Consider the following 22,076-nt stretch of genomic DNA (forward strand, 5'->3'; position numbering starts at 1 on the left):
TTTTGGCAGGCTTTGGGCAGATTATTTCAAGTTCCTTAATTAAAAGGGTACGTCATTATCAAATCCTTCATCAAAATCTCCACCATTCATTTTACTGCCTTTCTGGATGAATAATTTGCTGCCATCATCAGTTGCTGCACCTCCTCCTGTTGGTAAAGTGCCAGGTGCAACAGGCTTCCAGCTTCCGCCACCGAATCCGCCGCCATCACTTTCCCATTCTTCAAATTTCTGGATTTCGAGTTTTGCGCGGAGTTTAACCGTTTCAAGGGAACCATTCCTGTGTTTGGCTATACGTATATGGGTTTCGCCATGTGTGCTTTCACCCATTTCATTGTTCATTACTTCATAATATTCCGGACGATAAATAAACATTACCATGTCGGCATCCTGTTCAATGGCACCTGATTCACGAAGGTCACTCAGTTGCGGCATTTTGCTTTCTTTACGGGTTTCCACTGCACGACTTAACTGGCTCAGTGCAATAATTGGAATGCCGAGTTCTTTGGCGAGTGCTTTAAGGTTTCGGGAAATATTACTGATCTCCTGTTCGCGGTTATTATTACGGTCGCCACTACCACTCATCAACTGCAAGTAGTCGATGATGATGATACCTACATTATGTTTATTAACCAGACGGCGAGCTTTGGCCCGGAATTCAAAAATATTCAGCGCGGCTGTATCATCGATATAAATGGGTGCAGTTTCGAGTTTTTTTATACCCTTACTGTGTAATTGTTGGTATTCGTAGTCTTCCAGTTTACCACGACTGATCTTTTCCATTTTAATCTCACTCTCTGCACTCAGTATACGTTGTACCAACTGGGCGGCACTCATCTCGAGTGAGAAAAAGCCTACAGGAATAGGTTTGGTTGGGTGAAGAGCAGCATTTCTGGCGAGGTTAAGTGCGAATGCCGTTTTACCGACTGATGGACGTGCAGCAAGGATGATAAGATCCGTTGGCTGCCAGCCATAGGTTATACGGTCAAGTGTTGCAAATCCACTTGGTACACCAGAAATATCTTCTGTTTTGGTACGTAGCTCATCAATTCTGTTGATCGTTTTGGCGAGTACGTTTCCAATATCTTCGAAATTCTTCTTTAAATAATTGTTGGTGATGTTAAACATTTTTGTTTCACTATCATCGAGCAGGTCGAATACATCGGTGCTATCTTCATAAGCATCACCAATAATTTCTCCACTGATACGAATCAGTTCACGCTGGATAAACTTCTGTAAAACGATACGCGCATGTGCATCAATATTCGCAGTAGATACAACCGAGTTGGTGAGTTTGGTAACATAGTAAGGACCACCTACGAGGTCAAGTTGTTCCCGCATTTTCAGTTCTTCCACTACAGTAAGGATATCTATGGGCATGCTTTTTTGTTGCAGTCCCTGCATAGCCCTGAAAATATATTGGTGCGCTTCTACGTAGAAACATTCTGGCTTTACAATTTCCGTAACGGTATCGAAAGCGCTTTTTTCAAGCATAATGGCTCCCAATACTGCTTCTTCCAATTCTTTTGCCTGTGGCGGAACCTTGCCATATACCATGGTACTGAGGTCTATCGCTGGTTTTCTTCTTTTTCGGTCTTTATTCAGGCTGGTAAGGTCCATCTTCTTTCGGGGTCTTTTTGTTGGTTGTATGAAAACATCCTATCTGGGTCCTCAGTTGCGGTTCCATGTTACGGAATTGTTACCTCGGCAGTTAGGGGGAGCGAATATGGCGTAGAATTTCTTCATCTAAAAATTTTTCTTTGCCATTTTTCATCCACATCAATTCACAGTTCCACGCAGGTTATTCACTGCTCTATTCACACAAATTACAAAGCTTATCCACTAAAATCAAAAGTTTTCCGCCCTTTTACCCCTGAAATGCACATACCAGTGTGCAGAAAGAATTTTCCGGAAAACGGGGGTTGGGAAGGATAAAAAACGTAACTGTGGGGAGAAGAGCTGTTAGCTTCTAGCCTCTAGCTGCTAGCAATAAATGGTGCTACATTTAGAGTATCGTCTATTAATGGTATAGCTAATTCGGGTTCCTGTTCATTTTTCCAATGAATAGCAGAAAGTCTACAATGACTGCCAATAAAGGCTAGTAGCTAGAGGCTAGAAGCTCGCAGCCTATTTCACCGAAGAGCGTTGACTCTAAGCCAGCGGCTTTGCCGCTTATTATCCTTACTTTTACACCCCGAAAAGAGCAACCGAATATGACCATAAGTTACAATTGGCTGAGTGAATATTTACCCCGTACGATCGAACCAGAAGCTTTATCGAAGATTTTGACTTCTATTGGACTCGAAGTGGAGAGTCTGGAAGCCTATGAAAGTATTAAAGGAGGCCTAAAGGGCCTTGTTGTAGGAGAAGTACTCACCTGTGAGCAACACCCCAATGCAGATAAACTGAAAGTAACCACCGTAAATATTGGTGGTGCTGAACCTATTCAGGTAGTATGTGGCGCGGCTAATGTTGCTGCCGGACAAAAAGTAATTGTAGCAACGGTAGGTACTACAATATACCCAACCAGTGGCGATCAACTTACCATGAAAGTGGCAAAAATTCGCGGAACAGAAAGTTTTGGAATGATTTGCGCAGAAGATGAAATTGGTTTGGGAACAAGTCATGATGGTATCATGGTTTTATCCTCAGACAAAGTACCAGGTACCCCCGCGGCTGAGCTGTTTAAACCTTATACAGACTGGATTTACGAAATCGGACTTACTCCCAACAGGATGGATGCGATGAGTCATCTCGGGGTTGCCCGCGATGTTTGTGCATACCTTACCCATCATGAGCAGGAAACTAAAGTGGTTAGTCCATTTGGTGCCGCATTTACCATCGACAATAAACAATTGCCCATAACTGTTGAGGTTGAGAACACCCAGGCTTGTCAGCGATATGCAGGAGTAAGTATCAGTGGGGTAACCGTGCAGGAATCGCCAGATTGGTTAAAGAACCGTTTAATAGCTATTGGACAAAGACCTATTAACAATATAGTAGACATCACCAATTATATATTGCATGAAACAGGGCAGCCTCTGCATGCATTTGATGCCAATGCAATCTCAGGTGCTACAGTAGTTGTTAAGAACATGGGCGAGGGTAGCAGTTTTGTTACGCTGGATGAAAAAGAACGGAAACTTTCTGCTGAAGACCTGATGATTTGTAATAAGTCTGAAGGAATGTGTATAGCTGGTGTTTTTGGGGGAATGAAAAGCGGCGTTAACGATGCAACTAAAAATATCTTCCTGGAAAGCGCATGGTTTCATCCTGTAACAATCAGAAAAACATCATTGCGTCATGGGTTAAGAACAGAAGCAGCTACCAGGTTTGAAAAAGGGGTAGATATATCTAATTGCGTGCAAGTATTGCAGCGCGCTGCTTTAATGATTAAATCTGTGGCCGGAGGAACTATTTCAAGTGATGTTGTGGATATATATCCGCAGCCAACACCTAAAAAAGAAGTGTCGGTTAAATACCACTATATCAAAAAACTTAGTGGGAAAAACTATCACCCTGAAAACATCAAAAGAATATTAATCGCGCTTGGTTTTGAAATTGGCAAAGAAGATATTGATGAGTTAACGGTTAAAGTGCCCTATAGCAAGCCTGATATCAGTATTCCCGCTGATATTGTGGAGGAAATAATTCGTATTGATGGTTTGGATAATATTACTATTCCAACGACTATAACTATTAGTCCGGCAATAGAGCAGTTGGGTATGAAAGAGGCATTGAAAGATAAGATTGCCGGGTATCTTGTAGGATTAGGATTTGTAGAAATACTGACCAACTCAATAACTAACAGCAAATATTTTTCTGAAACAGTATTGGGCGAAACGGTAAAAATGATCAATAACCTCAGCACAGAACTGGATGTTCTGAGGCCATCTATGCTTGAAACTGGCTTAGAAACCATTGCTTATAACCTGAATAGAAAAAACCAACACCTGCAGTTGTTTGAGTTTGGCAAGACTTATGCTACAAAAGCTGTTGGAGATTATAAGGAAACGGAACATTTGTGTATCTACCTAACTGGCCAGGCACATGACGCGGGATGGAGAGAAAAGCCGAATAGTTTTGATATTTATCATGGTAAGGGTATTGCCAACGCAATTCTTTCACTGGCAGGTATTAGCTCGGTTCAGGTTAATCCCTTACAGGAAGTACCAGGTGTTTTAGGAGTGTATGCCGGCAAACAACAGGTAGGAAGTGTAATGGAAGTAGACCGTAAAACGGCTAACGCTTTTGATATCAAACAAACGGTGGTTTATATTGATATTGATTATGGTATGTTGGTGAAAGCTGTACAAAAACAACAGATTGTTTATAAGGAAGTAAATAAGTTCCCAGCCATGCAACGTGATCTTGCCATGGTTGTAAGTAATACCACCAACTATAGTGCGATTGAAACAGTGGTAGAAAAGTTGAAGATTTCACGCTTACAGGATATGCGATTATTTGATGTTTTCGAAAGCGAGAAGCTTGGAGCTGGCAAAAAGTCGATGGCCATCAGTTTTACCTTTGTAGATGAAGAAAAAACCCTCACCGACAAAGAAGCAGATAGCATGATGGCTAAATTGATACAGGGGCTGGAAAAAGAGTTGGGTGCGGAGATCAGGAAGTAGGAATTTGTGAATGGTCAATGATGAATGGTCAAATGATCTTTTTTACAGGATGTTTTTTGATAATAATCACCATCTCACAATTCACCATTGACAATTCACTCCCGTGCATAATTGGTGCACTAAAACAGGATACAAAATAAAAAATGCGTTTAACTTAGAGAGATGCTAGATCTTGACATCCAGATAAAAGCCATACAGGATAAGCTTCAGTTATTACTGAAGCAAAATCAGGTATTGGTTAGGGAGCATCAAAGACTGCAAAAGGAGCTGGAAAAGAGCCAGCACCTGTTGCAAAAGCAGGATGATCAGATTGCGACGCTACAACAACAATTGGATGCTCAAAAACTAGGTACCGCCACTCAAACACCAGAAGAAAAAGCAATGTTGGAAAAGCGCATCAATGGTTATCTTAAAGAGATTGATAAATGCCTGGCATTATTAAATACCTGAATTTATGGCTGAACTGATTCCCGTTAATATCGTTATAGCCGACCGGAGTTATCGTCTGCGTATTGAAGCGGCCGATGAAGAAATGGTTCGTAAAACTGCCGGTCTGATCAATGATAAAATTGCCGAATTCCGAAATAGTCTGGCTGGAAAAGACATGCAAGACTATGTAGCCATGGTATTACTTTGGTTTGCAACCGAGCAAAACCAAAGCGGGATTGAATTAGTTAAATGGCAGGAAGCCTCAAATAAGCTGAGCAGTCTCGAGCGTCAGCTCGATAAAGCGTTGGAGGAAGTCCAGAGTTCATAGTCGATAGTCCATAGTCCATGGTCCATGGACTATGGACTATCGACTTCTTCGACTTTCCTCTCCTCAATGCACTTTTCTTCTACGTATTTAATTATCTTCGCTTTTATCCGTTTACTCATTATAGTAAATCGCGATGTGTTATTGTATACGAATGATTCTGAATTATTTAAAAATTGACCAACAACATGGAGACGATTGTCTTGATAATAACAGGCGCTGCAGCATTGATCGTGGGTTTGATAGCAGGTAAATTAATTTTTGCCAAAAACACACAAAAACAGGTTGATGAAGCGAATTTACAGGCCCAGAATATCTTAAAAGAAGCTGAGCTAAGGGCAGAAACCATTAAAAAGGAAAAACAGCTCGAAGCCAAAGAGCGTTTTGTACAGCTTAAAGCAGAGCATGAACGCGAGGTTAATGAACGCAATCGCAAAATCAGCGAATCTGAGAATCGCGCCAAACAGAAAGAAATTTCCATAAACCAGAAAGAAGCGGCGCTGGATAAGCAAATCAAAGAAAATGAAGCTATTAAGGAAAACCTGAACCGCCAGATAGAAGTAGTTAACCAGAAACGCACCGAGCTGGAGAAACACCAGGAAGAACATATCCGCCGACTGGAAAAAATTGCCGGATTGAGTGCAGATGAAGCAAGAGCACAGCTTATAGAAAGCCTTCGCCAGGAAGCACAAACCAGGGCTCTCTCGATGCAACAGGAAATTATTGAAGACGCAAAACAAAAGGCGAATAAAGAAGCCCGTAAAATTGTTATTCAGTCAATACAGCGCACTGCCGCTGAGCAAACCATCGAAAATACGGTTACGGTATTCAACTTGGAAACCGATGAAATCAAAGGTCAGATCATTGGTCGTGAGGGTAGAAATATCCGTGCCATTGAAGCAGCAACCGGTGTTGATCTGATTGTGGATGATACGCCAGAAGCCATTATCCTTTCTTCATTCGATCCGTTGAGAAGGGAAATTGCACGCTTGAGTTTACAAAGACTGGTAGCAGACGGACGTATTCACCCTGCCCGTATTGAGGAAGTAGTTGAGAAAACCCGCCGCCAATTGGAAGAGCAGGTAATGGAAATAGGAGAGCGTACAGTAATAGAAATGGGTATCCATGGACTGCATAAAGAACTGATTCGTATTGTTGGTAAGATGCGTTTCCGTTCTTCTTATGGTCAGAACCTGTTGATGCACAGCCGTGAAACTGCCAACCTTTGTGGTATTATGGCTGCAGAACTGGGCATGAACCCTAAATTGGCTAAACGTGCCGGTTTACTGCACGATATAGGGAAGGTGCCCGATGAAGAAACTGAATTGAGCCACGCATTGTTGGGAGCTAAACTGGCTGAAAAATATGGAGAAAATCCTGCGGTAGTAAATGCCATCGGTGCCCACCACGATGAAATGGAAATGCAATATGTGATTTCTCCGATTGTACAGGCCTGTGATGCCATCAGCGGCGCACGTCCGGGTGCGCGTCGCGAAATCATGCAGCAGTATCTTCAACGTATCAAAGACCTGGAAAACCTTGCATTAGCGTACCAGGGTGTAGAAAAAGCGTATGCTATTCAGGCTGGCCGCGAATTACGTGTAATTGTAGAAGCCGAAAAAGTATCCGATGGCGACAGCGATAAATTAAGTTTCGAAATAGCCCAGAAAATACAAACCGAAATGACTTATCCCGGTCAGATTAAAGTAACCGTAATAAGGGAGAAGAGAGCGGTGAATGTAGCTAGGTAAGAGCTGCAAGCTGCAAGCTGCAAGCTACAGGCTGCAAGCCGGAAAAATAATACACAGATTATTCTCAAAACATGCTACTACGGATGTACCGAAGTAGCATGTTTTATTTTGCGACTGTATACATTTAATTATCAGTCTATGAAGAATTTCAAAGAGTTGAGGGTTTGGCAAAAAAGCTTTGATTTGTCGATTGCCTGTTACGGGTTTACATCCTCGTTTCCCGTAGCAGAGCGCTATAATCTTGCTAGTCAGATAAATAGCGCAGTTATTTCTATTCCATCAAACATTGCTGAGGGGAGCAGCCGTAGAAGCGAAAAAGAATACAAGCGATTTTTGGAAATTGCTTTAGGTTCGGCATATGAACTGGAAACGCACTTGCTTATCGCGGACTCATTAAATTTTGGAATCGTAAGTGATAGACAATCAATGATTTATAATGTTAAGGAGGTCCAAAAAATGCTGATTGCTTTTATTCGGATTCTCGATAAAGTAAACTTGTAGCTTGCAGCTTGTGGCCTGTAGCGGAAAAAGAAGTATTTTTCTTTTGGAGAATCCCTGCTACCTTCTTACCTTTGCCGTCCGCAAAAATTAAAAGTTATGAACGCAGCAGTTCAGTTTGTACACGAGCAATTAACCGTAAAGAAGGAGTATCCTAAATTCAAAGCAGGTGATAATATCACTGTGAATTATAAAATTGTTGAGGGTGGTAAAGAGCGTATCCAGAGCTTTCGTGGCGATGTGATCAAATTGCAGGGCAATGGTGCTACTGCTTCTTTCACCGTTCGTAAAATTTCTGATGGTGTAGGTGTGGAGCGTTTGTTTCCTTTCCTTTCACCTAATATCGACTCTATCGTACTGAATAAGAGCGGTAAAGTACGTCGTGCTAAACTTTACTACCTGCGTGAGCGTAGCGGTAAAAGTGCACGTATTAAAGAAAAACGTTTCTAAGCAATTAAGCTTTACTATAAGAAAAGCGGAAATAGGTTTACCTGTTTCCGCTTTTTTATTTCCCTTAGCAATTGTTTTTTAGTTTGGAAGTAAAATTGTTTTACTTTTGAAGTCTACAAAAATCATAACAAATGTTGTCGTCTACATTACTTTTTGGTATGCCCGGTGGAAGCGAATGGATCATTATTGTATTAGCAGTATTGATTCTGTTCGGTGGCAGAAAAATTCCTGAGTTTATGCGTGGTCTGGGTAAAGGTATCCGTGAGTTTAACGATGCCAAAAATAACGTGAAGAAAGAGATCGAGGAAGGTATAAAAGAGAAAGACCAGACTGCACAATAAACATTCATTTAAAAGGAATTTAGCCTTTGTTTCGTTTTAGCACAATCAAAGACTACCATATTGCATTACAGAACGGCCAAACCACCTGTGTGGAGGCCGTTCGTTTTTATATAGATGCTATTCAGCGTGATGCACACTTAAATGCATGGCTTACTGTTTATGAAGCGGAAGCGCTTTCCCAGGCCGCCGCTTTAGATGCCGCACGTTTGTCAGGTGAACCTATGTCTCCCTTACATGGTGTTATTGTTGGATTAAAGGATGTGATTTCTTATAAAGATCACCCACTTTCTGCTGCTTCCCTTATACTGAAAGATTTTACTGCTATTTACGATGCAACCGCAACCGCGCGTTTAAAAGATGCTGGTGCAATCATCATTGGTCGTCAAAACTGCGATGAATTCGCCATGGGAAGCACCAACGAATATTCTGCATATGGAGTGGTAAAAAATGCCAAAGACGAAACAAGGGTGCCGGGTGGCTCTTCCGGAGGCTCTGCTGTAGCCGTTCAGGCCGGACACTGTATGATTAGTTTGGGTTCAGATACCGGAGGCTCTGTTCGCCAGCCGGCAGACTTCTGCGGTATTATCGGTCTTAAACCCTCGTACGGAAGAATATCCAGGTATGGACTTATTGCTTACGCATCATCATTCGACCAGATTGGTATTTTTGGTACCAATGTAGCAGACGTGGCCCTGACTTTACAAACTATATCCGGAGCAGATGAGTACGACAGTACAGTTGCTGATTTGCCTGTTCCATCTTATGCTACATTATTGGACGAACCCGTTGAATCTAAGCGCATTGCCTATTTTAAGGAAGCGCTTGATCATCCGGGCCTCGACCCGGCGATTAAAGCTGAAATAGAAGCCTTTATCAAAAAATTAACAGAACAGGGCTATACTATAGAACCGGTTGATTTTGAACTACTTGAATATATTGTTCCGACCTATTATATACTAACCACCGCAGAGGCTTCAAGCAACCTTTCACGCTTCGATGGGGTTCGTTTTGGCCACAGATCCAGCCAGCATTTTGAAGACCTTAACGCCCTCTATAAATCTTCCCGCTCGGAAGGTTTTGGTAAAGAAGTTAAGCGTAGGATTATGCTCGGCAGTTTTGTATTAAGTGCCGGATATTTTGATGCATATTTCACTAAAGCCCAACAGGTTAGGGCAATGTTGCAGGAAAAAACAACCGCTATTTTCGGGAAATACGATGCAATTATTCTACCTACCGTTCCCGCACCCGCATTTAAAATCGGGGAGATGCAGGATGACCAGGTAGCTATGTTCCTGGCAGATATCTATACAGTATTCGCTAACCTTGTAGGAATACCCGCTATTTCCATTCCTCTGTTCAAACACCCCAATGGCATGCCTTTCGGCCTCCAGATTATGACTTCTGCCTTTGATGAGGTATCTTTGCTGCGTCTTTCTAAACGGTTTATGGACATGCAGTAGGTAGGAATTTCGAGCCAAACTGCACCCATTAACGTATTAAATTGATTCTTAAGCATGAAGTGGTTTGGCATCAGCATACAAAGTCATATAAGCACAAGCAAAGCCTTGCTGATCTGCTTTGCATTTGTGGCAGGTAGTCTGGGCGTAATGTCATTTAAACCAGACCCCGGATATGGAACCAAAAAAATGTCCGATTCTCTCAGCGATAAAACGGCTTTTAAAAGTCTTTTCAATAACAATCGTTTCGATGCATCGAAGCCTTATGCCAGCCAGCTAAATCCCCGTGCGGTTGCCTTTGTACAGGAATATGTTCGGAAGAATGGTGAATCGCTCGAAAAAATGAAAACCTGGGGCAAACCCTATTTTGATCTTTACGACAATATCCTTACCGTATACGGCTTACCCAGAGAAATGAAATATCTAAGCGTAATTGAAAGTCACCTGGGTGCTAATATTGTTTCCTGGGCCGGTGCCGCAGGTCCCTGGCAGTTGATGCCTTATGAAGCAAAACGATTTGGTTTAAGGGTAGGAAATGTAGACGATCGTACCGATTATTATAAAAGTACTCACGCTGCCGCCAAACTCATGCGCGAGCTGTATACCGAATTCAACGACTGGCTATTGGTAGTGGCTGCTTACAATGCAGGAGCTGGACGGGTAAAGCAGGCTATCCGCAAATCGGGTAGTAGAGACTTCTGGGAATTGCAATATCACCTGCCTGAGGAAACCAGGAACCATGTTAAGAAATTCATCGGTACGCATTATGCTTTTGAGGGAAGTGGTGGTTGGACTACCATGACTGCCTCTGAAACCGAAATGAAAAAGGCAGCATTGTTAACCAGTGCAGAAGTGGTGCTGAGTCCGGAAGAGCTGAATAATTCAACTGTAGTGGAAATAACGGGCCGTTACAATTCATTGGTAGTTACGAATGCATTACTGATGGATCTAAACCAGTTTAACCGCTGGAACCCTGGGTTTGATAAAACATTGGCAGAAGGTAAGAAATATACCATGCGTATTCTAAAAGATAAGGAAGCTGTATTTCATGCAAAGAAACAGCAGTTGTTAATGGAATCGGTGAAAGCCTTATTGGAAAACACAGTGGTAAGTAAATAGCCAACATTCGAATATTCTTGGTCCATAGTCCATAGACTATGGACTTCAAGCTAAGAAGGTTCAAGCACTTTCCGTATAGCAGCCGCTTTCAACAAACATTCTTCATATTCTTTCTCCGGATCACTGTAAAAAGTAATACCTCCACCAACCTGGTATCCCAGGTACTTGTTTTTTTCATTATAGAGTATACTTCGGATCACCACATTGAAATCAAAATCGCCCTGAGGGTCAATATATCCTACGGCGCCAGAATATAGGCCTCTTTTTGTGGGCTCATATTGATCAATTAGCTCCATGACCCTTTTTTTGGGGGCACCGGTCATGCTACCCATGGGAAAACATGCTTTTAATATGCTTGAGAAGGGCGTAGAGCGACTTAATTCTCCTTCGATGGTAGATATCATCTGGTGCACCTGCGGGAAGCTGTAGATGCCAAATAACTCTTTTACCAGCACGGTCCCCTCCGTACAAACCTTACTTAAGTCGTTCCTCACCAGGTCTACAACCATTACATTTTCACTTTTGTCCTTTTCACTTAGTTTCAGCGCTTCTTTTAATTGAAGATCAAGCGCATCGTTATTTAGATTTCTGCTAATGGTACCTTTGATGGGCTGAGAAATAAGTTTGTTGCCTTTTTTCTGTAAAAATCTTTCAGGACTCGCACAGAGCAGGTAACTATGGTCAATTTTATAATAACAGGCAAATGGATTAGGGGAGAGATTTGTAAGTTGCTGGTAAAGGGCTGGTGGATTTATTTCCGCATCTGTTGCATAAAATTCCTGACAATAATTGATCTCGTAACAATCGCCTCTAAGAATATGTTGCCTGAGTTGTTGAATAACCTGAATATAGGCTGTTTTATCCAACCTCGGTTGAATCTGCAATGGAGGTAACACTACTGAAGGTTCAGGTAATACGTTGTTGATTGACTCGAAAATTGATACCGGATCTTCCTGTCCATAACAGATGATTTCCAGTTGGTCCTGTTTCAGTTGTAATACAACAGAGGGAACAAAAAAGTATAGATCTGGGAATTCAATACCGTCCTGTTTAGCCGAGGGCAACATGGTTTCAACCTGGTTCTTTGTATCATATCCGATATGACCGAAAATCCAGTACCCCCTGTGTTGCTGTAGAAAAACATCCAGATCGCTGAGCGCAGCATTGGCGGATACCATTGCTATTGCCCCACAGCCAGCAATACATTCAACGTTTGTATGGTTAGATTGGTACTGGTGATTATCCAGAAAAGCACAAATGTTGAACCGGTTGGCCCAGTTCAACATTTGCGCTTTACATTCTTTGAAATCTGTTATAGGGAAAGAATGAGTGATATGCAGTTGGTTTAGGATGATCTAGAAATCATCGTCATCATCATCATCGAATCCACTATTCTTGTCGTTGAACAAGTCGAATTCTTTGAAGTCTTCATCTAATTTGAAGTCGTCATCATCGTCTTCACCTTTCTTTTTACCACCTCCGGCTTTTTTGCCTTTGCTTTTGGGAATATCAAATTCGTCGAAGTCTGGATCCCAGTCATCGTCTTCTTCTGCCTTATCCCAATCATCATCAGCTTCTTCGTCGCCATCATCATCATCGTCGTCATCATCTTTCGATTTTTTAGACGCAGATTTAGTAGCTGATTTTTTTGATGATGGTTTTACATCCATTTCATCATCATCATCATCTAAATCATCATCATCGTCTTCCAATTGTTTTTTACTTTTTGGAGACGGTTTCTCATCAGCCTGTTTTGGTGCTGATTTCTTTGGGGTCGAGGATTTTTTATCCTTATCAGATCTTGCTGCCATATTCCAATAAGATTAACTGCGTAAAATTTCAACGCAAATTCTTATTAACCAAAAAAATTTTTCTGTTACAAATGCAATGCCACAAACTACAATCTAACAATTTGTTCGCGACCTGGGCCGTTCGATACAAATTTAACCGGGGCACCTACATAATTATTAATAAAATCAATATACTCAGACATTGTTCCCGGTAAAGCTGCTGCTTCTTTAATACCGCTTGTATCGGTATTCCAACCTGCAAAACTTTTCCACACAGGAGTTATATCGAGGCCAGACATCTGGAATGGCACTTCATTGGTTGTTGCACCATCGAGATTATAGGCGGTACAAACATTCAATTCAGCAAAACTATCCAGTACATCGGCTTTTGTCATGATGATTTTAGACACACCATTGATCATACAAGCAAATTTAAGCGCAACCAGATCGATCCATCCACAACGGCGCGGGCGACCGGTTGTAGCACCAAATTCACTTCCAATGCGACGTAATTCTTCTCCGGTAGCATCATGTAACTCGGTTGGGAATGGTCCACCACCAACACGGGTACAATATGCTTTGGTAACACCCAAAACTTCATTGATTTGTCTGGGTGATACGCCTAGTCCGGTACAAACACCTGCAGAAGTTGTATTGGATGAAGTTACAAATGGGAATGTACCGAAATCAATATCCAGCATACTTCCCTGAGCGCCTTCGGCCAAAACTTTCTTGCCTTTACTGATCTGATCATTGATAAAATATTCACAATTGATCACATTCAGTGTTTTCAGGAATTCCAGTGCTTCGAAAAACTCCTGTTCAGAAGCAGAAATATCTTCTGTAAAGTTGAAATTATTCAATAAAACCTGGTGTTTACTGCGCAGGTCATTGTATTGCTTGATGAAATTAGGATGTAACAGGTCACCTACACGCAGTGCATTTCTGCCTGTTTTATCCATATATGCCGGTCCGATGCCTTTTAAGGTAGAGCCAATTTTTGATTCTCCTTTTTGCATTTCGGATGCTTTATCCAATGCGCGGTGAGTAGGAACGATAATATTGGTACGCTGAGAAATGAATAGATTCTTGCGAACATCAACGCCATAAGCAGCCACTGCTTCACATTCTCTTTTTAGCGTTACCGGATCAAGCACAACACCATTTCCGATGATATTGATGGTTTGCTGGTGAAAAATACCTGACGGAATCTGGTGAAGTACCATTTTTTTTCCATCTACATATAAAGTATGTCCGGCATTTGGACCACCCTGGAAGCGGGCGATGATATCGTATTCTGGTGCGAAGTAATCTACAATCTTTCCTTTTCCTTCATCACCCCACTGTAATCCAAGTATAACGTCAACCATAATATTGCTTTGAATCGCGGCAAAAATAGGAGATAGTTTGGGCTTTGTAGTGTTTGGGGAAGAATATTTTTGCAGAGGGGGGGGACAAATTCAAAAATCAAAATTCAAAAGTCAAAATTCAAAACAACACTTTCTAACTTTTGAATTTTGACTTTTGAATTTTGACTTTTGACCTTACTTATTTCCCTTCGGTTTCAGCATCAAAACGATCAACTGTTTGTATTCCGTTCAGTGATTTCAAACGCAAGACAAGTTCTTCCAATTCTTCTTTATCGTGAACGAATACTTTTATGGTGCCCTCAAACAAACCTTCTCTCGATTCGATGGTGAGTCCGGCAATATTGATTTTCAGGTCGCCACTGATCACATTGGTTATTTTATTGATAACACCAACATCATCCAATCCTACAATTTTCAAACCGGTTAGGAATGAAATTTCTTTGTTTTTGGCCCATTTGGTCTTAACCACCCTATGTCCATAGTTTGCCAACAATTGTGCTGCATTCGGGCAACCGGTACGGTGAATGATCAAACCTTTACCCGTGCTCACAAAACCAAATACATCATCACCCGGAATCGGGTTGCAGCATTTGGCAAGCGAATACATGATTTTATCACTGCTTTCTCCAAATATGATGAGTTCAGAATCTTTTTTACCGTAAGATTTTTGTGTGGTCTCTGTTCCGGGATCCTGAATAATGGGTTTTGGTTTAGGTATTTCAATTTTATCGCCCAATACCTGGAAGTCCTTTAATTCTTTCAGGTCAATCAGTTTTGTAGCGATTTTATAGTGCAGGTCAAGCGAAGAAGGTAACTTATAAAACTGAACCAGTTCTTCAATATTATACTGACTGTAAGCGGCTCCCATGCTTTCCAGTTTTCTCTGTAAAACATATTTGCCGTCTTCCGCTACTTTTCTTTTCTCTTCCCTTAGTGCATCTTTAATTTTATTCCTTGCTTTGGCTGTAACAACAAAGCCTAGCCAGTCTTCTGAAGGTTTCTGCTTATTGCTTGTAATAATTTCTATCTGATCACCACTACGTAGTTTATGGCTGATGGGCACCAGCTTATGGTGCACTTTTGCACCGATACATTTTGTGCCGATGGCGGAGTGAATGGAAAATGCAAAATCCAATGCTGTACTTCCTGTAGGCAACATTTTCACTTCGCCTTTTGGTGTGTACACATAAATTTCTTCTGCGAGGAAAGAGGTTTTAAAATCTTGTAAGAAGTCTACGCCTTCTGTATCCTGCGTACTCAAGACCTCACGGATCTGTCCAAACCATTTATCGAAGCGGTCCTCATCATTACTTCCTTCTTTGTATTTGTAATGTGCCGCAAGACCTTTCTCTGCAATTTCATTCATACGTTTGGTACGTATCTGTACTTCTACCCATTTACCCTGGGGGCCCATTACCGTAGTGTGCAATGCTTCATATCCATTGCTTTTTGGGTTGCTGAGCCAGTCGCGTAAACGTTCAGGAGAAGGAATGTATTCATCAGTAATCATGGAATACACTTTCCAGCAATCTTCTTTTTCTTTTTCGGGAGGAGAGTCCAATATCACACGAATGGCGAAGAGGTCGTAAACTTCTTCAAATGCCACCCCTTTCTTCTTTATTTTATTCCAGATAGAATGGATGCTTTTGGGACGGCCATAGATTTCAAAATTGAAATTGGCGGCCTGCATTTTTTCTTTTAGTGGTCGGATGAATTCATTGATATACCTGGTTCTTTCGCGTTTTGTTTCTGCCAGTTTTTTAGCAATATCGCGATAGGCTTCAGGTTCCATGTATTTCATGGAAAGGTCTTCCAGTTCGGTTTTTATGCTATACAAACCCATTCTATGGGCCAGTGGTGCATAAACCCAAACTGTTTCGGAAGCTATTTTAAGCTGTTTTTCCCTTTTCATGTGGTCGAGCGTACGCATATTGTGTAAGCGATCGGCCAGTTTTATCAGAATTACCCTTGGGTCATCTGTTAGGGTCAGCAGAATTTTTTTAAAGTTCTCAGCCTGTTGGGAAGTGTTGGTATCCATGACTGTAGAAATCTTGGTAAGACCGTCTACAATACGGGCGATCTCCGTTCCAAATTCCCTTTCCACGTCTTCCAGGCTAATATCGGTGTCTTCCACCGTATCATGTAAAAGGGCGCAGATGGTACTTCGAACCCCGAGTCCGATTTCTTCCACACAAATCATAGCTACCGCAATGGGGTGAAGTATATAGGGTTCACCACTTTTGCGGCGCATGGTTTTATGTGCATCGGCTGCCATTTGAAAGGCATGACGCACCAGTTCCTTATCTCCCTTTTTCAGCTTTGATTTCAGGCTCCTTAACAGTGCACGGTAATGCCTGATGATCTCATTTTTTTCCTGTTCCGGGTTTAGGTTATACTTGGGTAATGCCGCCTCCACGGGTATTTCTTGCGCTTGCTCCATATCAGGATACGAATATACGAAATCGTCAATCGTCAATGGTCAATTGTCAATTGTGAATGGGCAATATGGGTGGGTAATATTCACCATTGACAATTGACCATTCACCTTCTTAACTAAAATTTACAGCATCGGTAATTACCACCCGGGCTTTGTGCTTAACTTTGGCGCCTGTCATGACTGAAACGAGTAAAAAGAAAGTCTTCGATTTTTCCTTATTGTCGCGGGTGTTTCATTTTGTGAAACCTTACCGTCGCAGCTTCTACCTGAGTATTATGCTTGCGGTAGTAATGGCGGTATTTGCACCTGTTAGACCCTACCTGATTCAATTAACGGTGAACAAGGCTACCGGAAAACCGGTTGAAGCACCTGGTTGGCTGGAAAGTCTGCTATTTAATACAGATATTTCTGATGCCAGCAGGTTTATTATCGCAGTAACCATTTTCCAGATTGTGTTTCTTTTTGTTGAAACTTCGGTGCGGTTTGTATTCAGTTTTATCACAGCTTCTATGGGGCAACATGTGGTAAAAGACATGCGTAATGCTACTTACAAAAAGATACTTGGACTAAACCTCCGCCAATTTGACCAGACACCAATTGGCACACTTACTACCAGAACCATTGATGATATTGAAAGGATCAATGATATTTTTTCTGACGGACTCATTCCCATCATTGCGGATATTTTGGTTATCGTGGTTACACTGGGGGTAATGTTCTGGGAAAACTGGCAGTTGACACTTATTTGTCTTGCACCATTTCCTATCATGATTATTGCTACTTATTATTTTAAGGAAAGCGTAAATAAGAGTTTTATCAGCGTTCGTAATGCAGTGGCAAGTTTAAATGCCTTTGTACAGGAGCATATTACGGGAATGCAGGTGGTACAGGCATTTGCGGCGGAAGATAGGGAGATGAACAAGTTCAAAAAAATCAACGCCGAACACCGTAATGCGAATATCAAAGCCATTTTTGCCTATTCTGTTTTTTTCCCGGTAGTGGAAGTGGTGCTGGCATTAAGTATAGGATTACTGGTTTGGTGGATCGCCGGAAAACCGGATGCAACCAGTCCGGGATTATTAATGGCATTCATCCTCTATTTGAACCAGATATTTCGCCCACTAAGGGTAATAGCAGATAAGTTCAATGTGTTACAAATGGGAATGGTTGCTGCAGAAAGGGTGTTTAAGGTGATGGATAATAAAGATGAAATTACTGCTGCTGATTATGGAACTCATTCGCCGGAGAATATTAAGGGAGATATTGAACTCGATCATGTTTCTTTCGCCTACACTGAGGAACAATATGTTTTAAAAAACATCAACTTTCAGGTAAAAGCAGGAGAAACTGTGGCATTGGTAGGACATACCGGAAGTGGTAAAACATCGATCATCAGTTTATTGAACAGGTTATACCAGGTGCAAAAGGGGGAAATACGGATCGACGGTGTTGATATTAACAGATATGATATTGAACGCCTGAGAAAAAGTATTGGTGTTGTGTTACAAGATGTGTTCCTGTTTTCCGGCTCAGTATTAGATAATATTACGCTTCGTAACCCGGCTATTTCAAAAGAACAGGTAGAGGAAGCAGCGAAAATGATTGGGGTGCATGATTTTATTATGCAGTTGCCCGGTGGGTATGATTATAATGTAATGGAGCGGGGAAGTACATTGAGTTTGGGTCAGCGCCAGTTGTTATCTTTTATCAGAGCCTTGCTTTATAATCCCTCTATCCTCATTTTAGATGAAGCAACTTCATCCATAGATACGGAAAGCGAAATGCTGATTGAAAAAGCAATAGATCAACTCATCTCAGGCCGAACGTCTATTGTTATTGCGCATAGACTTTCTACCATACGCAAGGCGGATAAGATTATTGTGTTAGATAAGGGTGAAATAAAAGAGATGGGTAGTCATGATGAACTCTTGTTAATGGGTGGATTTTATGCTAAATTGCATGAGATGCAGTTTGAAAAAAAGAAAGCTGTGTTAGCTTAGCAAATGCCTGCAAAATTTTCTGATAATAGCAAGGAAGAAAACGGTTCATTAAAATTTCAGGAACCTCATTTTTCATATGGCCCTTCCGAAGAAGAGCAGTTGTCTCATGCGCTTAGACGAACATATACCGAACGTTTTCTGGTAATGACCAAGCTGATGAAAATGAATATGATGTTCCGAAAAGCAAAAATTACACACCAACAATCCGAAGAACCGGGACAATCTGAATAACAATGGATGTTTTTGATGATGATTTGTTGAATTTTTGGTCGGCTTTAAACGAGGCCGGCGTCCTTTATATTATGATTGGTGGGGTTGCCACAAACTTTCATAGATACCAGCGTACAACAGACGATATTGATGTTTGGATAAAAGACACACATGAAAATCGGGTAAATCTGAGGAAATCTTTAAAAAAGTACAGTCAAATAGATTATTTCATGCTTGAAACCCTTCAGATTATTCCTGGATGGACCAACTTTAGCCTTAATAATGGGTTTCGGCTGGATTTAATGATTGATGTTAAAGGGTTGGAAGGTTTTGGGTTTGATGAATAATGTCTTAAAATGGCCTCTATTGCTGAAATTAATGGCGTAAAAATCCCTTTTTTGCATATAAATCACCTTATTGAATCTAAAAGAGCAGCTAACAGACCGAAGGACCAGGTTGATCTGATTTACCTTGAAAAAATCAAAAATTTAGTAGAAAACAGGCCTGATAAGCAGGACTGATTTTTTTCTGTGTTTTCCGTACTTTCCTCACCATTTTCACCCCCTTTACCCCTATCTTTGCCGCAAATTTCGAGACAGGTATGGCCCGCATGAGTGTAAAATCTTTACTGGTAGCGACTTTCAGCCTTTTTACAGTGCTGTTTTCTACTGTATCCTATGCCAATGATACACCACAGCACGGAACCGAGGCTGTGGAAGGTCATGGTGAAAAGGATTTTGATGTTACTAAAACCATCCTCGAACACATAAAAGATGACCATAGCTGGCATTTATGGGGGCATACAACCCTTCCGCTGCCAGTAATTCTCTATTCTGATAAAGGACTGGAGGTTTTCTCTTCTGCAAAACTGATGGATGAACACCATGAGCCTGCTGTTTATCAAGGAAACTATACTTATAAAACCATCGAAGGGAAGATTAAAGTGGTAAATGCCGATGGTACGGTTGATGAAACACTTTCTGCAAAAGTTTGGGATTTCTCTATCACCAAAAACGTAGCGGCTTTATTTGTTTCTATTACAATTCTTTTACAGGTATTCCTGACTGTTGGTGGTGCTTACCGTAAAAGAGGCGTGAAATCTGCACCGAAAGGATTGCAATCTTTTATGGAACCTGTGGTGCTTTTTGTTCGTGATGAAGTGGCAAAACCAAATATTGGTCATAAGTACGCTAAGTACATGCCGTTTCTGCTGACCATTTTCTTCCTGATTCTTATCAATAACTTTTTGGGTCTTGTGCCGTTTTTCCCGGGTGGGGCTAACGTGAGTGGTAATATCGCATTCACCATGACATTGGCGGTGTTTGTGTTTATTGTGGTTAATATAAATGGTAACAAAAGTTATTGGGAGCATATTTTCTGGATGCCTGGCATGCACTGGAGCATGAAAGCCTTCCTTGCGCCTATTGAATTAATTGGTGTATTTACCAAGCCCATTTCATTGATGATCCGATTATTTGCGAACATCACTGCGGGTCACATTCTTGTATTAAGCTTAATCTGTTTGATCTTTATATTTAAAACTGTTGTTGCATCTGCTATTGCTGTACCTTTTGCGGTGTTCATCGGGTTGATTGAATTGCTTGTGGCATTCCTGCAGGCATACATTTTTACCATGTTGAGTGCTATGTATATTGGAATGGCTACAGAAGAGCACCATCATCATGGAGATCATGAGCCACATTATAATGTGGATTAAACAGGATAATTTTTTTTAATAACAAATAAAAACTAAAACAATGGTAGTAGGAAGTGTTGCCGCAATCGGCGCTGGTTTAGCTGCTATCGGTGCCGGTATCGGTATCGGTCAGATTGGTAAAGGTGCAGTAGAAGGTATTGCCCGTCAGCCGGAAGCTGCTAACGACATCCGTGCAAACATGATCGTTGCTGCGGCTTTCGTAGAGGCGGTTGCCCTGTTTGCGGTGGTTGTTGCCCTGTTGGGTAACGGATAATCCGTTCAACTTTTTATACGGACCCCAGGCAAAGGGCGGAAGGGTCCGTATAATTTTCAGAAGAAATTTCAAACGCAGATATAAACATCGTTATGTTATTAGAAATAAACCCACTGGTATTACCTGATATCGGACTCCTGTTCTGGAATACCGTTGCATTTCTTGTATTACTGTTCATCCTGGGCAAATTTGCCTGGAAGCCAATGCTGAAAGCGATTCACGATCGTGAGCAGGGTATTGAAGATGCACTGAGCAAAGCCGATAAAATGAAGGCAGATATTGCTGCCATGCAAAGTGAAAATGAAGCATTACTGGCAAAAGCCCGTGAAGAAAGAGCTCAGATGATTAAAGAAGCAAAAGAAACCGCTGATAAAATGGTTGCTGATGCTAAAGACAAAGCCAAGAACGAATACGACAGGATTGTGGCAGACGCACAAGTTGCTATCAACCAGCAAAAGAATGCAGCACTTACCGATGTTAAAAACCAGGTAGGTTCACTGGTAGTAGAAGTTGCTGAGAAAGTATTACGCAAAGAGTTGGCTAATAAAGCAGAACAAGAAAACTATATTAAGCAACTGGCAGAAGGAGTGAAGCTGAATTAATTTGGAGATGAGTGAATTTGGAAATTTGGAAATGAAAATATCCATCTTTCCGGGCTTCACATTCATTTTCAAATTTCCAAATTTCCAAATTTTCAAATTATAATAAATGCAGAATCCACGTTTAGCAGGAAGGTACGCGAAGAGTCTGGTTGACCTGGCTACTGAGAAAGGTCAGTTGGAAGCAGTATATGCTGACATGAAATACCTGCAGGCTGTTTGTAAAAGCAGCAGAGATTTTGTAAACCTGTTGAAAAGCCCGGTAATAAAAGCTGATCAGAAAAACAGCATCATTACTGCGGTTACCAACGGTAAAGTCGGAGAACTTACTGCGGCATTTAATAACCTGCTGGTTAAAAAAGGCCGTGAAAGTGACCTTCCTGAAATTGCTGAAGCTTTTATCGATCAATACAATGCAATAAAAGGTATTCATAGAGTATTGCTTACAACAGCAGTGCCAGTAAGTGAAGACCTGAAGCGTTCAATTGAACAGAAAGTAAAGTCAGAGAAAAACTTTGCCAATATTGAACTTGAAACCAGAACCGACGAAAGTCTTATCGGTGGTTTTGTACTTGAATTCAATAATAACCTGGTTGATGCAAGTATCTTGCGCGACCTGAAAGATATTAAAAAGCAGTTCCTGCAGAATTTATACGTTCAGCAGTTACGATAATAACAATCACAAATCATCAATAAACAGAA

General features: G+C 41.3%; 21 protein-coding genes. 16 read left to right on the forward strand and 5 right to left on the reverse strand.

Going from position 1 to position 22,076, the window contains the following annotated elements:
• Positions 1-39 precede the first annotated feature (39 nt).
• Entirely contained in the window at positions 40-1,617 is a 1,578-nt protein-coding gene (dnaB, locus tag ACH30E_RS04910) for a replicative DNA helicase (RefSeq protein WP_294991227.1), read from the reverse strand.
• A gap of 593 nt (positions 1,618-2,210) precedes the next feature.
• Between dnaB and pheT the strand changes: the two genes are divergently transcribed.
• The 9 genes from pheT (at position 2,211) to ACH30E_RS04955 (ending at position 10,998) form a co-directional block, all read left to right on the forward strand.
• On the forward strand, positions 2,211-4,628 hold the full coding sequence (pheT, locus tag ACH30E_RS04915) for a phenylalanine--tRNA ligase subunit beta (RefSeq protein ID WP_490823902.1): 2,418 nt from the start codon (positions 2,211-2,213) through the stop codon (positions 4,626-4,628).
• A 162-nt stretch (positions 4,629-4,790) separates the two neighbouring features.
• A complete protein-coding gene (locus ACH30E_RS04920; protein WP_294991233.1) occupies positions 4,791-5,078 on the forward strand; it encodes a hypothetical protein in 288 nt (95 codons plus the stop codon).
• Positions 5,079-5,082: 4 nt separating this feature from the next.
• Positions 5,083-5,385 carry a cell division protein ZapA gene (locus ACH30E_RS04925; protein WP_294991235.1) on the forward strand — a complete coding sequence of 101 codons (303 nt, stop codon included), beginning with the start codon at positions 5,083-5,085 and terminating at the stop codon, positions 5,383-5,385.
• A 185-nt stretch (positions 5,386-5,570) separates the two neighbouring features.
• Positions 5,571-7,133: a ribonuclease Y gene (gene rny / locus ACH30E_RS04930; protein WP_294991238.1), complete on the forward strand. Its 1,563-nt coding sequence runs from the start codon at positions 5,571-5,573 to the stop codon at positions 7,131-7,133.
• A 138-nt stretch (positions 7,134-7,271) separates the two neighbouring features.
• The gene (locus tag ACH30E_RS04935) at positions 7,272-7,634 is read left to right on the forward strand and encodes a four helix bundle protein (RefSeq protein WP_490823903.1); all 363 of its coding nucleotides are present in this window, start codon (positions 7,272-7,274) and stop codon (positions 7,632-7,634) included.
• A 96-nt stretch (positions 7,635-7,730) separates the two neighbouring features.
• Entirely contained in the window at positions 7,731-8,081 is a 351-nt protein-coding gene (rplS, locus tag ACH30E_RS04940; protein ID WP_294991244.1) for a 50S ribosomal protein L19, read from the forward strand.
• A 131-nt stretch (positions 8,082-8,212) separates the two neighbouring features.
• On the forward strand, positions 8,213-8,422 hold the full coding sequence (locus ACH30E_RS04945; protein ID WP_294991247.1) for a Sec-independent protein translocase subunit TatA/TatB: 210 nt from the start codon (positions 8,213-8,215) through the stop codon (positions 8,420-8,422).
• Between the two features lie 26 nt (positions 8,423-8,448).
• Complete coding sequence (gene gatA, locus ACH30E_RS04950) at positions 8,449-9,882, forward strand: Asp-tRNA(Asn)/Glu-tRNA(Gln) amidotransferase subunit GatA (protein ID WP_490823904.1); 1,434 nt, start codon at positions 8,449-8,451, stop codon at positions 9,880-9,882.
• Positions 9,883-9,936: 54 nt separating this feature from the next.
• A complete protein-coding gene (locus ACH30E_RS04955; protein ID WP_294991253.1) occupies positions 9,937-10,998 on the forward strand; it encodes a lytic transglycosylase domain-containing protein in 1,062 nt (353 codons plus the stop codon).
• Positions 10,999-11,048: 50 nt separating this feature from the next.
• On the opposite strand, the gene ACH30E_RS04960 is transcribed toward ACH30E_RS04955, so the two are convergent.
• From ACH30E_RS04960 to ACH30E_RS04975, 4 genes are all read right to left on the reverse strand, one after another.
• Positions 11,049-12,284 carry an anthranilate synthase component I family protein gene (locus ACH30E_RS04960; protein ID WP_490823905.1) on the reverse strand — a complete coding sequence of 412 codons (1,236 nt, stop codon included), beginning with the start codon at positions 12,282-12,284 and terminating at the stop codon, positions 11,049-11,051.
• Positions 12,285-12,353: 69 nt separating this feature from the next.
• The gene (locus tag ACH30E_RS04965) at positions 12,354-12,809 is read right to left on the reverse strand and encodes a hypothetical protein (RefSeq protein ID WP_490823906.1); all 456 of its coding nucleotides are present in this window, start codon (positions 12,807-12,809) and stop codon (positions 12,354-12,356) included.
• 86 nt (positions 12,810-12,895) lie between these two features.
• Entirely contained in the window at positions 12,896-14,158 is a 1,263-nt protein-coding gene (locus ACH30E_RS04970; protein ID WP_490823907.1) for an adenylosuccinate synthase, read from the reverse strand.
• Positions 14,159-14,336: 178 nt separating this feature from the next.
• The gene (locus ACH30E_RS04975) at positions 14,337-16,598 is read right to left on the reverse strand and encodes a RelA/SpoT family protein (RefSeq protein ID WP_294991265.1); all 2,262 of its coding nucleotides are present in this window, start codon (positions 16,596-16,598) and stop codon (positions 14,337-14,339) included.
• A 173-nt stretch (positions 16,599-16,771) separates the two neighbouring features.
• Between ACH30E_RS04975 and ACH30E_RS04980 the strand changes: the two genes are divergently transcribed.
• The 7 genes from ACH30E_RS04980 (at position 16,772) to atpH (ending at position 22,047) form a co-directional block, all read left to right on the forward strand.
• Complete coding sequence (locus ACH30E_RS04980; RefSeq protein WP_490823908.1) at positions 16,772-18,595, forward strand: ABC transporter ATP-binding protein; 1,824 nt, start codon at positions 16,772-16,774, stop codon at positions 18,593-18,595.
• A 3-nt stretch (positions 18,596-18,598) separates the two neighbouring features.
• Complete coding sequence (locus ACH30E_RS04985) at positions 18,599-18,826, forward strand: hypothetical protein (protein ID WP_490823909.1); 228 nt, start codon at positions 18,599-18,601, stop codon at positions 18,824-18,826.
• Between the two features lie 2 nt (positions 18,827-18,828).
• On the forward strand, positions 18,829-19,152 hold the full coding sequence (locus tag ACH30E_RS04990; protein ID WP_490823910.1) for a hypothetical protein: 324 nt from the start codon (positions 18,829-18,831) through the stop codon (positions 19,150-19,152).
• Positions 19,153-19,415: 263 nt separating this feature from the next.
• Positions 19,416-20,522: a F0F1 ATP synthase subunit A gene (atpB, locus tag ACH30E_RS04995; RefSeq protein WP_490847328.1), complete on the forward strand. Its 1,107-nt coding sequence runs from the start codon at positions 19,416-19,418 to the stop codon at positions 20,520-20,522.
• 40 nt (positions 20,523-20,562) lie between these two features.
• On the forward strand, positions 20,563-20,775 hold the full coding sequence (atpE, locus tag ACH30E_RS05000) for an ATP synthase F0 subunit C (RefSeq protein ID WP_026768996.1): 213 nt from the start codon (positions 20,563-20,565) through the stop codon (positions 20,773-20,775).
• A 92-nt stretch (positions 20,776-20,867) separates the two neighbouring features.
• Entirely contained in the window at positions 20,868-21,377 is a 510-nt protein-coding gene (gene atpF, locus ACH30E_RS05005; protein WP_294991280.1) for a F0F1 ATP synthase subunit B, read from the forward strand.
• A 106-nt stretch (positions 21,378-21,483) separates the two neighbouring features.
• The gene (gene atpH / locus ACH30E_RS05010) at positions 21,484-22,047 is read left to right on the forward strand and encodes an ATP synthase F1 subunit delta (RefSeq protein ID WP_490823912.1); all 564 of its coding nucleotides are present in this window, start codon (positions 21,484-21,486) and stop codon (positions 22,045-22,047) included.
• Positions 22,048-22,076: the final 29 nt, after the last annotated feature.

This window comes from Sediminibacterium sp. FW305-C-61, assembly GCF_058231065.1.